Origin of the sequence: Pseudomonas sp. RIT-PI-AD (assembly GCF_025642785.1) — a bacterium.
GTDB lineage: Bacteria > Pseudomonadota > Gammaproteobacteria > Pseudomonadales > Pseudomonadaceae > Pseudomonas_T.
Window position 1 is genome coordinate 30151 of sequence record NZ_JANZKU010000021.1, and the last position, 13939, is coordinate 44089.

Annotated in this window: 9 protein-coding genes; 5 read left to right on the forward strand and 4 right to left on the reverse strand. The window is 67.9% G+C overall.

Translation table 11 applies throughout. The annotated features are described in order from the left end of the window. Window positions 1-28 precede the first annotated feature (28 nt). Entirely contained in the window at window positions 29-739 is a 711-nt protein-coding gene (locus tag OGL92_RS16995; protein ID WP_263145740.1) for a histidine phosphatase family protein, read from the reverse strand. Window positions 740-931: 192 nt separating this feature from the next. On the opposite strand from OGL92_RS16995, the gene sohB reads away from it, so the two are divergent. Then, window positions 932-1954 (forward strand): protease SohB, encoded by a 1023-nt coding sequence (gene sohB / locus OGL92_RS17000; protein ID WP_263145742.1) that lies wholly within the window; start codon window positions 932-934, stop codon window positions 1952-1954. Between the two features lie 11 nt (window positions 1955-1965). Continuing rightward, window positions 1966-2958, forward strand: coding sequence for a YhdH/YhfP family quinone oxidoreductase (locus OGL92_RS17005; RefSeq protein WP_263145745.1), 993 nt, complete (start codon window positions 1966-1968; stop codon window positions 2956-2958). 278 nt (window positions 2959-3236) lie between these two features. Here OGL92_RS17005 and OGL92_RS17010 read toward each other — a convergent pair whose 3' ends face one another. The 3 genes from OGL92_RS17010 to xthA all read right to left on the reverse strand — a co-directional run bounded on the left by OGL92_RS17010 (window position 3237) and on the right by xthA (window position 7451). Beyond that, the gene (locus OGL92_RS17010; RefSeq protein ID WP_263145746.1) at window positions 3237-4541 is read right to left on the reverse strand and encodes a phosphate ABC transporter substrate-binding/OmpA family protein; all 1305 of its coding nucleotides are present in this window, start codon (window positions 4539-4541) and stop codon (window positions 3237-3239) included. Between the two features lie 595 nt (window positions 4542-5136). Next, window positions 5137-6510 (reverse strand): phosphate ABC transporter substrate-binding/OmpA family protein, encoded by a 1374-nt coding sequence (locus OGL92_RS17015; RefSeq protein WP_263145748.1) that lies wholly within the window; start codon window positions 6508-6510, stop codon window positions 5137-5139. A 128-nt stretch (window positions 6511-6638) separates the two neighbouring features. Further along, window positions 6639-7451, reverse strand: coding sequence for an exodeoxyribonuclease III (xthA, locus tag OGL92_RS17020; RefSeq protein ID WP_263145749.1), 813 nt, complete (start codon window positions 7449-7451; stop codon window positions 6639-6641). Window positions 7452-7571: 120 nt separating this feature from the next. On the opposite strand from xthA, the gene OGL92_RS17025 reads away from it, so the two are divergent. Genes OGL92_RS17025 through OGL92_RS17035 form a run of 3 tightly spaced genes read left to right on the forward strand, consistent with a single transcriptional unit; the run spans window position 7572 to window position 13864 of the window. Further along, the gene (locus tag OGL92_RS17025; protein ID WP_263145751.1) at window positions 7572-8213 is read left to right on the forward strand and encodes a GNAT family N-acetyltransferase; all 642 of its coding nucleotides are present in this window, start codon (window positions 7572-7574) and stop codon (window positions 8211-8213) included. 54 nt (window positions 8214-8267) lie between these two features. Next, window positions 8268-10226: an autotransporter assembly complex family protein gene (locus tag OGL92_RS17030; RefSeq protein ID WP_263145753.1), complete on the forward strand. Its 1959-nt coding sequence runs from the start codon at window positions 8268-8270 to the stop codon at window positions 10224-10226. Then, the gene (locus OGL92_RS17035) at window positions 10223-13864 is read left to right on the forward strand and encodes a translocation/assembly module TamB domain-containing protein (RefSeq protein WP_263145754.1); all 3642 of its coding nucleotides are present in this window, start codon (window positions 10223-10225) and stop codon (window positions 13862-13864) included. Before OGL92_RS17030 ends, OGL92_RS17035 begins: the two co-directional genes overlap by 4 nt. The last annotated feature ends 75 nt before the right edge of the window (window positions 13865-13939 follow it).

Here is a 13939-nt window from a genome sequence, read left to right on the forward strand (position 1 = left end):
GACCGTTCCAGTCGCGATGGGCCGTGGCTCAGCGATAAGTGATGAGCTCGGGCGTCTTCAACAGTTCCAAATGCACATGACTGTTGAAGGAAGCCAGGGATACCTCGCCCTTGCGGAATTTCAGCAGGTTGAGCGAGGTATTGACGATTTGCCAGTTCAGTTCGAATGCCTTGATGGCCGGCATGCCGACGATGGACTGCAGGGCGGCGGTGATGGTGCCGCCGGAGGTGAAGACGGCGATGCGTTGGCGGTCGTCCGCCTGGTCGAGAATCCGCTTGAGGCCGCTTTCCACGCGTTCGCGAAACGCCTGCCAACTGGTGAGTCCATCCTTTTCGTGCTCGCCGGAGACCCAGCGTCCGATGACCGTGGCGAACAGGCGCTGGAACTCGGCGCGGTGTTCGGCGGCATTGCGCAGGATGTGCAGGGCTTCCGGCTGGGTTTCGAGCAGGTCCGGCAGGTGCGCGCGGATCACCTCGTCGGCCTGGAACTCGTCGAAGGCCGCGTCGATTTCCAGCGGAGGGGTGACGACGCCGGCGGCGCTCAGGCGGTCGAGGACAGCGCGCCCGGTGTCCTGCTGGCGGCGCAGGTCGCCGGCGATGCACCGGTCGAAGCGGATATCCAGGCGGCCAAGGTGGTCGCCCAGGATTTCCGCCTGGCGGATTCCGGTGGGCGACAGCACGTCGTAGTCGTCGGCACCGAAGGAGGCCTGGCCATGTCGAATCAGGTAGATGCTGCCCACGTCCGCTTGCGATCCGGTACGTTGAAGTCTGGCGAGGGTAGGGGCAGAGCGGTTCCACTGTCAACGGAAAAACATACGCTTGTTTGAATGCCCGGCCGCCGCCCGGTAACTGGCCGCCGAACCGGGACGCCGGTATGCTGGACGAAGAACGCCGGCGGTGATCGCACGCGCTGGACGAACGAGGAGATGTGCGTGGAGTTTCTTGTCGATTACGCGGCTTTTCTGGCCAAGACCCTGACCCTGGTCTTGGCGATCCTGGCGATACTGCTGACCCTCGCAGCCATTCGCAGCAAGGGACGGCAGACGGGCGGCCAACTGCACGTCAACAAGCTGAACGACTTCTACAAGGCGCTGCGCGAGCGTCTCGAGCATTCGTTGCTGGACAAGGAACGCCTGAAAGGGCTGCGCAAGGCGGAGGCGAAGGCGGCCAAGCAGGCCAGGAAGGCGGGTGAGCGCAAGCCGCGGGTCTTCGTGCTGGACTTCGATGGCGACATCAGGGCCTCGGCGACCGACAACCTCCGGCACGAGGTCACCGCGCTGCTGACCATGGCGACTCCCGAGGATGAAGTGGTGTTGCGCCTGGAAAGCGGCGGTGGGATGGTCCATGGTTATGGTCTGGCCGCTTCCCAACTGGTGCGCATCCGTCAGGCCGGGGTGCCCTTGACCGTCTGCGTCGACAAGGTCGCGGCCAGCGGCGGCTACATGATGGCCTGCATCGGCGAGAAGATTCTCTCCGCCCCCTTCGCCATCCTGGGTTCAATCGGTGTGGTGGCGCAGTTGCCCAACCTGCACCGGCTGTTGAAAAAACACGACATCGATTTCGAGGTGCTCACCGCCGGCGAGTACAAGCGCACATTGACGGTCTTCGGCGAAAACACCGAGAAAGGCCGGGAAAAATTCCAGGAGGATCTGGAAACCACCCATGAATTGTTCAAGAACTTCGTCGCCCGTTACCGGCCGCAATTGGCCATCGACGAGATCGCCACGGGCGAAATCTGGCTCGGCCTCACGGCCCTGGGCAAAGGCCTGGTGGACGAGTTGAAGACCAGCGACGAATACCTCGCCGAGCGGGCGCGGGATGCTGAACTGTTCCAATTGCACTATGTCGAGAAGAAAAGCCTGCAGGAACGCGTCGGGTTGGCTGCCAGTGTGGCGCTGGATCGCCTGCTCCTGAACGGCCTGAGCCGTCTCAACCAACAGCGTTTCTGGCAGTAAAGGAGAATGAGATGAGCAGATTCAAGGCGCTTCGGGTCACCGAAAGCCCCCATGGCGTATTCCAGCAACAGGTGGTCGAGCGCGATATCGACGAGCTACCGGCGGGCGATGTCCTGATCCGGGTGCGTTATTCCTCGCTGAACTACAAGGACGCGCTGTCCGCCAACGGCAATCGCGGCGTGACCCGCAGCTACCCGCATACGCCGGGCATAGACGCCGCGGGTGTGGTGGAGGCCACCAGCGGAGGCGAGTTCGCGGCGGGCGACGAGGTGATCGTCACCGGCTATGACCTGGGCATGAACACCTCGGGCGGCTTCGGCCAGTACATCCGTGTGCCCGCGGCCTGGGTGATCAAGCGTCCCAAGGGGCTCAGCCTGCGTGAGTCCATGTTGCTGGGCACCGCCGGCCTCACCGCCGCGCTGTGCGTGGACAAGCTGGAACAGGCCGGTATCGATGCGTCTTCCGGACCGGTGCTGGTGACCGGCGCCAGTGGTGGAGTGGGCAGCATCGCCGTGGCCTTGCTGGCGCGCCTGGGCTACACGGTGGCCGCGGCGACCGGCAAGCTGGAGCAGGCCGAATACCTGCATCGTCTCGGTGCCAGCCAGATCCTCGACCGCGCCACTGCGGCGGACGGCGTGGACAAGCCGCTGCTCAAGGAACAATGGGCCGGTGCGGTGGATACGGTGGGTGGCGACATTCTGTTCAACGTAGTGAAGTCGTTGAAGTACGGGGCCAGCGTGGCCTGCTGCGGGCTGACCGCCGGCGCCGAGTTCAAGGCCAGCGTGCTGCCGTTCATCCTGCGCGGGGTGAACCTGCTGGGTGTCGACTCGGTGGAGCTGCCGCTGGTGGTGAAGGCCTCGATGTGGGATCGGCTATCGGTGCAATGGAAGCTGGATAATCTGGAAACCATGGCCCACGAGATCGCCCTGGATCAGGTTCCGGATGCGATCAAGCAGATTCTGGCCGGCAAGCTGGTGGGTCGGGTGCTGGTGCGTCTCGACTGACTCCCCCTGTCCTCGGGCGACCTGGCGTCGCCCGACGGCGTATCGATGTCCGCAGTCAGCAGGGTGAAGGGCACGCGTGCTTCTGCACGGGCGCCACCCGGCGGCTCTCTCGGGGACCAAGGCGGACCCTGCCGCCTGGATCCCGATAGACTTTCAGGAACACTTCTAGGGTTCTCTACCTGCTCGCCGTGTGCCTGCACGCCTACGTGCGTCCCTGGCTTGGGGCGGCGGCGAGGCGGCCGGAAAGCCGGGCCCGCCGGGAAAGCGGGCCGGAAGTCTCAGTAGACCCAGAGTTCCACGCGACGATTCTTCAGGCGGCCTTCCTCGCTGTCGTTGCCGGCGACCGGCAGGGCGTCGCCCAGGGCGAGGATGTCACGCACGATCACGCCGTTCTTGCCGAGCTGCCGACTCACTTCCATGGCGCGCAGCTTGGAGAGCAACGCCGTGCGCGCCGGATCCGCCTTGGCGTCGCCGAAACCGACGAGGACGACTTTGCGTTGCAGCTTGTCTTGCTGCTTCAGGTAGTCCAGCAGGCGTGGCAGGTCCTGCATGGACTTGCTGTCCAGCTTGGCGCTGTCTTCCTTGAAGCGCAGATGGAGCGACAACTTGCGCGCTTCCCCGGCCAGGCTGCGGTAAGCCTCGGGCATGTCCGCCGTCGGCGCGACCGCAGACGCTTCCACGGTCTGCGCGATGAAGCCGTGCTGGGCGACGATGGCCTGGCCCTTGGGGCTCTGGGTGAATTCCAGCAGGGCCTTGGCCCAGGGATCGGCGCTATGCGGGCGGCTATAGAAATACAGGCGCCGCGACAGCGGATAGGTTTCGCTGCCGATGGCGGCGGCGCTGGGCAGACTGGCCGGAACGCCGGTTTCGGCGATGGCCAGGGTCTTCAGCTTGCCGCTGTAGGCTTGACCGACGAACCCCATGGCCTGGGGCGTCAACCCGACCGCTTCGGCCAGCTTGGCGCTGTCGGCGACCAGGATGGTGCCGGCGCTCATGCTCTTGCCCTGGGGCGCCAGCACGCTTTCGGTGAAGGTCTGGTAGCTGCCGGAGTCGGCGGGCATGGCGTACAGCATGATCGCGCCGCCCTTGCCGCCCAGCTCTTCCCAGGTCTTGATCTCGCCGGCGAAGACCGCCGCGAGTTGCTGGCGGGAGATCTGCTGCAACGGGTTGTTCGGGTGCAGGACGATGGCCAGACCGTCGAGGGCGATCACCTGTTCCGCGCCGTCGCTGTGCATGTCGCCGGCGTCCTTGAACAGGGCGGCTTCGCTGGCGCTGATGGGACGCGCGGATGCCACCAGTTGCGCGCCGTTGGCTTGCAGCGCGCCGAAGCCGCTGGACGAGCCCTTGCCGGCGATCTCGACGATCGCCACCTGGCCGTTGGCGGCTTTGCCGGTGACGCGCTGCACCAGTGGATCGGCGCTCACGTCCTGGCGGATGTCCTGGAAGTTCTCCTGCTGCATCAGCCCTTTCACGAGGGCGGGGGACAGGGCGCTGCCGATGGTGTTGGAGCCTTCGATGCGCAGGACGGGGTGGCCGTCGGCGGAACCGGTCAGGGCAGCGAAAGTGGGGAGGGGGGCGAGCATGCATAGCACAAACAAGCCGGCCGTCCGGGCGACGGTGCCGGGAAAACGCTTCATCAAAGTTATCCAGTTGAATTCGGGGCGCGAATAGTAATGGCTGAGCGGAAAAAGTCAGCCCTCGCGCCCGGAAATGTGACGAATAGCCGAAAAGAGTCCGCTTGGCGTGACCGAATTAGGATCGGGCGGTCGGCTTCGGGGCGCCTCGCGTCGTTTCGCCTGTTCGGGAGGCGAAAGCTGAGCGATCGGTCAACTCAATGGGTACTTGGCGGCGCCCTGTTTTGGAGGCGGCCGAATCGGATCCCGAGGTCCAATACGGCTACGGCGAACAGGCTCCCCAGACGGGGTGGTTTACCGATTGAAAGCGCGTTGCCAAGTGGAGAGGATCAACGGCGGTGGATCGAAGAGGCCTGCTTCCCGCCAGCGCGAATGCCCGGCGGACGAGCCGCTCGAACGCGAGGCCGCCCACTCTTTGCGCTGGTACGCGAGGGCCACGCATCGATACACCTGTCTCCCACGTCCAGTGGAAGGAGGGGCGAGCGCGGTTCGGGTCGAACCCGCACGCGCCGACCTGAAGGCGCGCCCTGATCAGCCGCGGCATTCAGTACAGCCACACTTCCACCCGCCGGTTTCGATAACGGCCGCCATCGTCGTTCGCCGCCACCGGCAGTTCGTCGCCCAGCCCCATGACTTCCCGGGGTACGACGCCGCCCCTGGCCAGCTCCCGGCGGACCGCCATGGCGCGCAGTTTCGACAGCAAGGTCGCCCGTTGCGGATCGGTCTTGGCATCGCCGAAGCCGACCAGGGCGACCCGCCCTTGCAGCTTGCCTTGGGCGCCCAGGTAGTCGACCAGTCGCTGCACATCCTGACGGGCCTTGTTGTCCAGGCTCGCGCTGCCTTCCTGGAAGCGGAAATTCACCGACAGCCGCCGGGCCTCGCCCGCCAGGCGCCGGTAGGTGGCAGGCATCCGGGGATCGGACGGGCTCTCGATGGCTTGCAGGGTCTGCGCGACGAAGCCGTTCTGGGCGACGAGGGCCTGCCCGCGCGGGCTTTGCGCGAAATTTATCAATGCCTGTGCCCAGGGGTTGGGTTCGCCCGGTTTGATATAGAAGTACAGCCGGCGCGACAGCGGATAATCCTCGGTGGCGATCAACGCCGTGGAGGGCGGCATGGCCCGCGCCGGCCCGTCCGCCAGGTCCAGTGCCCGGGCCGCGCCCACCGACGCCACGCCGACGAAGCCGATCCCCTGGGGGTCGAGGGCCACGCTGGCGGCCAGCTTGTCGCTGGATTCGTAACGCCGCGCGCTCGCCGCCAGTGCCTTGCCACGGGTGGCGAGGACCAGCTCCTTGAAGGTGTCGTAGGTCCCGGAACGCTCGTCGCGGACGTACAGGTGTATGGCGCCTCCCTGGCCGCCCAGTTCCTCCCAGGTCTTCGCTTCGCCGGCGAAGATTCTCGCCAGGCGTTCGCTGTCGAGGGAAGCCAGAGGGTTGCCGGGGTGCACGATGATCGCCAGGCCGTCGATGGCGACCACCTGTTCCGCGCGCTCCGTCCGCATGTCGCCGGCGCCGGCCAAGGCCAGCGCCTCGCTGTCCTTGATCGGCCGCGACGAGGCGGCCAGCTCCGCGCTGCCCGCCAGCAGCGCGGTGAAGCCGGTGCCCGAACCATGGGCGGCGACCTGGACCCAGGCTTCGCGGCCCTGGACGTCGCGCCCGGACACCTTCCATTCGTTTTCCGCGACTGCTTCCTCGTGCAGCGAAACCAGGCCCTGTTCCTCCAGCAAGCCCCTCACCAGGGCCGGGCCCAGCTTGGCGCCCAAGGTATTGGAACCCTGGATGCGCAGGAGCGGGCTTCCATCCGCGGGAATCGGCAGGGGCGCCGCCCGCAGGCGCGGCGACGGGAGGAAAAGCGATCCGAGAAAGAGACCCAGGGCCAACCGGCGGAGACCGGTCGGCCAGGAGAGGAGGGCGCGCGTCATACTGCTGGCACCTGGAGGGTAGGAATGCCGCGCAGATTAAGTCAGGCAGATGACGGTCTGGTGAACGCGCGTCTACCGGGTCGCCAGGGCAGACCCGGATAGGCGACGGCGCGGGAGCGCCGAGGGCCTCAGTTCAGTTGCAGCCAGATCGGCGCATGGTCGGAGGGTTTTTCCATGCCCCGCAGGTCGTAGTCGATCCCGGCGTCGCCGAAACGGTCCTGCAGGGCGCGGCTGGCGAGAATCACGTCGATGCGCAAGCCGCGCTTGGGCTCGTCCTCGAAACCGCGGCTGCGGTAGTCGAACCAGCTGAAGCGATCGGACACCTCCGGGTGCTGATGGCGGAAGCTGTCCACCAGCCCCCAATCCTTGAGCTGCTGCAACCATTCGCGCTCTTCCGGCAGGAAGCTGCACTTGCCGGTGCGCAGCCAGCGCTTGCGGCTGTCCTCGCCGATGCCGATGTCGCAGTCTTCCGGCGAGATGTTGATGTCGCCCATGACCACCAGCGGGCGATCCGCGGCGAAACGGCTTTCCAGCAGGCGTTGCAGGTCGGCATAGAAGCGTTGCTTGGCGGGAAACTTGGTGGGGTGGTCGCGGCTTTCGCCCTGGGGGAAGTAGCCGTTCATCACGGTGATCGGCTGCCCCTTGGCATCGGCATAGACCCCCCAGATGAAGCGTTTCTGGGAGTCCTCGCCATCGTCGGGAAAGCCCTTGTGCAGTTCCAGCGGCGGCAGGCGCGAGAGCAGCGCCACGCCGTAGTGGCCCTTCTGGCCGTGGTAGTGCACGTGATAGCCGTGGGCCTCGACTTCCGCCTGGGGGAACTGGTCGTCGGAGACCTTGGTTTCCTGCAGGCCGATCACGTCCGGCTGGTGCTTCTCGATGAGCGCCGCCAGTTGATGGGGGCGGGCGCGCAGGCCGTTGATATTGAAGGAAACGATCTTCATGGGAGCCGCCGCTGGGAAAAACCCCGATGCTAGCCCATCCGCCGCCTGCCTGGCGACCCTGGCGGGCCCGTGCTAACGTCCCGGAAGGCCTATAACCACACAACAAACGAGGTCAGCCCGATGCCCGATCGTCTCGCCCAGGTGCGCATGCTCGACAGCGGATACTCGCGCGAGGCACGTTCGCTGCTTTACCACGCCTACCGTCACGAACCCACCTTTGCCTACCTGTTCGAGGCCGATCGACCCGGCTACGACCAGCGGGTGCGGGCGACCGTGCGCGAGCTGGTGCACCAGCACTTCAGCGAAGACCTGCCAGGCATCGGCCTGCTGATCGACGACCGGCTGGTGGGCCTCGCCCTGATCGCGCCGCCGCAACGCCGGCTGGACATCACCGAGAGCTGGTTCTGGCGCCTGCGCATGTTGTTGAGCACCGGCTTTCGCTGCACCAAGCGCTACCTGGCCTACCACGACGCGGTACTCGCCTGCCTGCCGCCGGGGCCTTATCACATCCTGCCGTTGCTCGGCGTCCACCCGCAGTTCCAGGGACAGCGGCTGGGCGAACAGTTGCTCGAGGCACTGCATGCCTGGTGCGCCGAGGATGCGGGGTCGCAGGGGGTGGTGATCGATACCGGCAACGCGCGCTACCTGGAGTTCTACAAGCGGCAGGGCTACGAGGAGATCGGCGAAGTGGCCATCGGGCCGATCCGCGAACACGTGTTCTTTCATCCCGCCCCGCGCCCGGCGGTGCCGCCCCAGGCCTGAGTCCACGGGGTCGCGTACACGGAAGGGCGAAACGCCGTGGTAGCATCCGGCCCCATGAGTTTCTACCAAGGATTCCGCCGCCTGCTGCTGTGCGGCTCGCTGTGTGCCAGCACCTCCCTCTTCGCTCAACCGGCCCTGTTGGACGTCCGGATCGATTCGACCTTGCCGGGTTCCGCCGAAACCGATCCGCCGCGGGACGAACCGGTGGCCGGGAACCCGCTCGCGAGCGGGCCGGACGGGGCGGGATCGATCGAGGCTTCCCACGCGGACCCGAACCCGGACGAGGCCGCGGACGAAGACAGGCCTTCGGCCGAGGTGCCGGTGCCCGACGACGCGCCGGCACCGAGCGATGACTCGCGCAAGGGGCGCGCCCGCGTCGCCCAGGCCCACGCCGCGCTGAAGGCCAACATCGAGGCCTATATCGGCAGCCTCGGCGAGCGCGACGAAAACGGCCTCCAGCGCTACCGGCGCAGCGCCGAGCATCAGGCGGAGCTGGCGGCCCAGGCCCTCGGCTATTACCAGGCACGCATCAGCAGCCGAGTCGATACCGGCAAGGCGCCCACCCTGCACCTCGACGTGGTGCCAGGCGAGCCGGTGCACCTGCGCCAGGTTACGTTGCGGGTGAACGGCGAGGCGGCGGCGCTCAAAGGCTTCCAGGTCCCCGGCGGCAAGCAGTTGCAACCCGGCGCCCAGCTCGACCACGGGGCCTACGAGGGGGCGAAGAAACTCATCGAAAACCAGGCCGCGCGCTATGGCTTCTTCGCCGGGCGCTTCGTCAGCCAGCAATTGCGCATCGATCCGCGGGCGGGCGTCGCCGACATCGAGCTGATCTATGCCAGCGGGCCGCGCTACCGCTTCGGCGCGGTGACCTTCCAGGGCGAGAACCCTTTCCTGCCCAGTCTGTTGGCGCGGATGGTGCCCTTCGCCGAGGGCGCGTCCTACGACGCCGACTTGGTGGCGAAACTCAACCAGAACCTGCGCGAGAGCGGCTACTTCGACGAAGTGCGCGTGGATGCGCTGCCCGCGACGGCGGTGGCCCAGAGCATCCCGGTGCAGGTCCAGCTGAGCCTGGCGAAGCCGCGCACCATGGGCGTCGGTATCGGCTATTCCACCGACGTCGGCCCACGCGCGCGGGCCAACTGGACCCGGCACTGGTTCAACCCCCAGGGGCATAGCCTGGGCGCGGAGGCCGAGGCGTCGCTGCTCGAGCAGAGCGTCGGCACCTGGTATCAGATTCCCCTGGACCCGCCGCTCAGCGACACCCTGCGGTTCACCGCGGGCTATCAGCACCAGGAGCTGGAGGACGTGGAAAGCAGCCAGTTGAGCCTGGCCAGCCTGTGGCAATCCAAGCTGGACAATGGCTGGCAGCGGGTGCTGTCGCTGCGCTGGCAGCAGGAAGTCTATGACTATGGCGACGGCAGCCCCGACGGCACCAGCCATTTCCTCATGCCCGGGATCGGCTACAACCTGCTGCGCAGCGATTCCGGCATCGACCCGAGCCATGGCTACCGGTTGCAGGTGGACCTCAGCGGGGCGAAGAAGGAAGTGCTGTCGGATGCCGACATGCTGCGGGTCAGTGCTCTGGCCAAGGGGTTGGTGACCCTCGGCGGCAACCATCGGCTGCTGGGGCGGGTACAGGTGGGCGGCATCGCCACCGACGATTACGCCGCCATACCGCCCTCGCTGCGCTTCTTCGCCGGTGGCGACCAGAGCGTGCGTGGCTACGACTTCCAGTCCCTGTCGCCGAAGGACCGCCACGGCAACAAGGTCGGCGGTCGCTACATGGCCGCAGGCAGCGGCGAATACCAGTACCGCATCGCCGAGCGCTGGCGTCTGGCCGGTTTCATCGACCGCGGCAACGCGATGAACAGCCTGGACGAAGAACTGAAGACCGGGGTGGGTTTCGGCGTGCGCTGGATTTCCCCGGTGGGCCCGCTGCGCCTTGACCTGGCCCACGCCCTGGACGAGCCCGGCGGAGTGCGCCTGCATTTTTCCATGGGGCCCGAGCTGTGAAGCGGGTCGCCCTGTACGTCGGCCTGGGCCTGCTGGCGATCCTGGTGCTGCTCGGCGCGAGCCTGGGCGGGTTGCTCGGCACCAGCGGCGGTAGCCGTTGGCTGATACAGCGAGTGCCGGGGCTGACGATCACGGATTTCCAGGGGCGCCTGGGCGGACGCTGGAGCGCCACCCAGCTCGACTGGCGCCAGCAGGGCACCCACCTGCAGGTGCGCGAGCCGCGTTTCGCCTGGTCGCCAGGCTGCCTGCTGCGCGCGACCCTGTGCATCGACGCGTTCGACACTCCCGCGATCACCCTGGAAATACCGCCTTCCGGCGATTCGCCGGGAGAGCCGCTCGCGTTGCCGGAACTGAACCTGCCGCTGTCGCTGCGTCTGGGGCAGATCCGTATCGATCGTTTCCGGTTGGATGGCCAGGACGCTTTCAGCGACCTGCGGATGAGCGCCGCCTGGCGCGCGGACGGCTTGCAGATCGACAGCCTCAGCCTGCACCGCGATGACCTGAGCCTGGAGCTGAGCGGTCATTTGAGGCCGCAGGGCGGCTGGCCGCTGGAACTCGCCGGCGTGCTCGGGCTGCCGGCGGTGCAGGGCAAGGCCTGGCAGGTGAACCTGCGAGCCCAGGGCGACCTGCGCGAGCGCCTTGCCCTGCAATTCGACAGCCACGGCTACCTGGATGCCCGGGGCGAAGGCAGCGTGCAGCCCCTGGCGGAGCACCTGCCGGCCGAGTTGCGGCTTCAGGCCGACGCTTTCAAGGCCCGCGAGGACCTGCCCGACACCCTGCGCCTCGAACAGCTACGGCTCAGTGCCAGCGGCGATCTGCAGCAGGGCTTTCGGGTGCTGGGCCAGGCCAGCCTGCCGGGCGAGGGCGGCCCGCTGGCGCTGGCCCTGGAGGCGCAGGCGACGACCACGGGCGCCGATATCCAGCGCCTCGCCCTGGCGGCGGACGAAAGCCATCGGCTCGAGCTCAATGGGCGCCTGGACTGGAGCGCCGGCCTGGTCGCCGATGCGCGCCTGGACTGGCAGGACTTCCCCTGGCTGCGCCTGTATCCGCTGGCCGAGGCACCGCCGGTGGCCGTGCGCCGTTTGCAGGCCAGCCTGCATTATGCGGACGACGCCTATCGCGGCCGTTTCGATGCCGACCTGCACGGCCCGGCGGGGGATTTCAGCCTGGGCAGCCCGGTGCAGGGCGACTTGCGAAAGGTCAGCCTCGATGCCTTGCGCCTGGTCGCCGGCCAGGGCAAGGCCGACGGCCGCCTGCGGATCGACTTCGCCGACGGGATCGTCTGGGACACCGCGTTGAAGCTGAGCGACCTCGACCCGGCCTATTGGCTCGCCGAGTTGCCCGGACGCCTGGCCGGCACCCTCGACAGCCAGGGTGACTACCGTGGCGGCAAACTCGCCCTGCAAGCCGCCCTCGACGTCAAGGGGCGCCTGCGCGGGCAGCCGGCCGACCTGCGGGCGAAAGCCCACGGCGCCGACGCCAATTGGAACCTGAGCGAGGTGCAGCTACGTCTGGGCGACAACCGCATCAGCGGCGCCGGGAGCCTGGACCGACGCCTCGGCGGACGCTTCGACCTGGCCTTGAACCGTCTCGGCCAACTCTGGCCGGGGCTGGATGGCCAGGCCAGCGGCCGGCTCGACCTGAGCGGCACGGCGCAGGCGCCGGAAGGGGTATTGGGCCTGACCGGCCAAGGTCTGGGTTACGCCGATAACCGGCTGCAACGCCTGGTGGTGGATGCCCGCCTGGACGCCAACCGGCGCGGCCGTGTGCAACTCGACGCCCGCAACCTGCGTGCCGGCGACACCGCCCTGGGCGACGTCAGCCTGCGCGCTCAGGGCGATCCGCTCCGGCAGGCGCTCGAGCTGCGTCTGCAAGGCCCGCTGCTGAACGTCGCCGCCAGCCTCGACGGTCGTCGCGAGGGCGGCGCCTGGCTCGGCCGCCTGGCCAGCGGCGACGTCGAAGGCGCTGGCCAGCGCTGGCGCCTAGAGCAGGCGGCGCCCCTGCGCCGTAGCGCGGAGGGTCGGATCACCTTCGGCGCCCATTGCTGGCGCAACGGCGCGGCCAGCCTGTGCGCCGGCGAGCAACGCCTGGCGCCGGAGCCGCAGCTCAGCTACCGCCTGCGGGATTTCCCGCTGGCCAGCCTCGGGCGCTGGCTGCCCGACGACTTCGCCTGGCAGGGGATGCTGGACGCCGAACTCGAAGTGGCGCTGCCGGCCGGCGGACCCCAGGGGCACGTCACCCTGGATGCGGGCAAGGGCGCCTTGCGCTTGAAAGAGCCCCAGGGCTGGGTGGACTTCTCCTACGACAGCTTGAAGCTGGACACCCGCTTGCAACCGCAGCGGGTCGACAGCCTACTCAGCCTGGACGGGCCTCGCCTGGGGCAGCTGCAGGTGGAGGCGCACCTCGACCCACGCCCGGCCAGCAAGCCGCTGAGCGGGCAGTTCCGCCTGAGCGGCCTGGACCTCGCGGTGGCGCGACCCTTCATCGCCAAGGTAGAGACCCTGGAGGGGCGGCTGGACGGCAGCGGCAGTCTCGGCGGCACCTTGCTGGCGCCGACCCTGGACGGTCGCCTGAGCCTGCACGATGGCCACGTCGCCGGCGACGAACTGCCCACGCGCCTGGAAGCGCTGACCCTGGATGCGCGCATCCTCGGCGAGAGCGCCACGCTCTCCGGCGGCTGGCGCGCGGGCGAGCGGGGCAGGGCGTCGCTGTCGGGCAACCTCGGTTGGGGCCGGGCCCTGGCGTTGGACCTGGCGATCCGCGGCGAACACCTGCCGGTGCAGGTGGAGCCCTACGCCGACCTGGACGTGGCGCCGGACCTGCGCCTGAGCCTGGCCGACGAGCGCCTGGCGGTCACCGGAACGGTCGCGGTGCCCAGCGGCAAGATTGCCATTCGCTCGCTGCCGCCCCAGGCAGTGAAGGTCTCCGGCGACGCGCAGATCGTCGGCGCGCCGCCTCGCCAGGAGGATGCGCTGCAACTGGCGATGGACGTGGCCGTGGTGGTGGGCGAGGAGCGCTTGCAGTTCAGCGGTTTCGGCCTGACCGCCGACCTCGCCGGACGTCTGCGGATCGGCGACAACCTCAGCGGTCATGGCGAGTTGAGCCTGAAGAACGGTCGCTATCGCGCCTACGGCCAGCGCCTGGAACTGAACCGGGCGCGTCTGCTATTCGCCGGTCCGCTGGACCAGCCTTACCTGGACGTCGAGGCGGTGCGCAAGATCGGCGACGTCACCGCCGGGGTGCGCCTCAACGGGCGCGCCGACGGCCCGACCACCGAGGTGTTCTCGACGCCCGCGATGAGCGAGGAACAGGCCCTGTCCTACCTGGTGCTGGGGCGCCCCACCAACAGCGGCAACGACAGCAACGCCCTGGGCCAGGCGGCTCTGGCCATGGGCCTCTCGGGCACCGCTCCGGTGACCGGAGCCCTGGCGGAACGCCTGGGGATCAAGGATTTCCAGCTGGATAACGATGGCGCCAGCGGGCAACTGTCCGACCGCCTGACCATTCGCTACGGCATCGGCGTACAGGACCCGACCAGCGTGGTGGCCTTGCGTTACGAGTTGACCAAGCGCCTCTACCTGGAAGCGGCCAGCGGCTTGGCCAGCTCGCTCGACCTGTTCTACAAACGCGACTTCTGAGGCGCGAAGCCGAGACGCGCGCGATTGCCGGCGGCGCGATGAGGCGGCACCGGCGGGGACAGGTGGGGCGGGCGA

Bases quoted from the DNA above. Each gene is read 5' to 3' on its own strand.
- OGL92_RS17025 (WP_263145751.1), top strand. From the start codon at position 7,572: ATGCCCGATCGTCTCGCCCAGGTGCGCATGCTCGACAGCGGATACTCG.
- OGL92_RS17005 (WP_263145745.1), top strand. From the start codon at position 1,966: ATGAGCAGATTCAAGGCGCTTCGGGTCACCGAAAGCCCCCATGGCGTA.
- xthA (WP_263145749.1), bottom strand. From the start codon at position 7,451: ATGAAGATCGTTTCCTTCAATATCAACGGCCTGCGCGCCCGCCCCCAT.
- OGL92_RS17030 (WP_263145753.1), top strand. From the start codon at position 8,268: ATGAGTTTCTACCAAGGATTCCGCCGCCTGCTGCTGTGCGGCTCGCTG.
- OGL92_RS17015 (WP_263145748.1), bottom strand. From the start codon at position 6,510: ATGACGCGCGCCCTCCTCTCCTGGCCGACCGGTCTCCGCCGGTTGGCC.
- OGL92_RS17010 (WP_263145746.1), bottom strand. From the start codon at position 4,541: ATGCTCGCCCCCCTCCCCACTTTCGCTGCCCTGACCGGTTCCGCCGAC.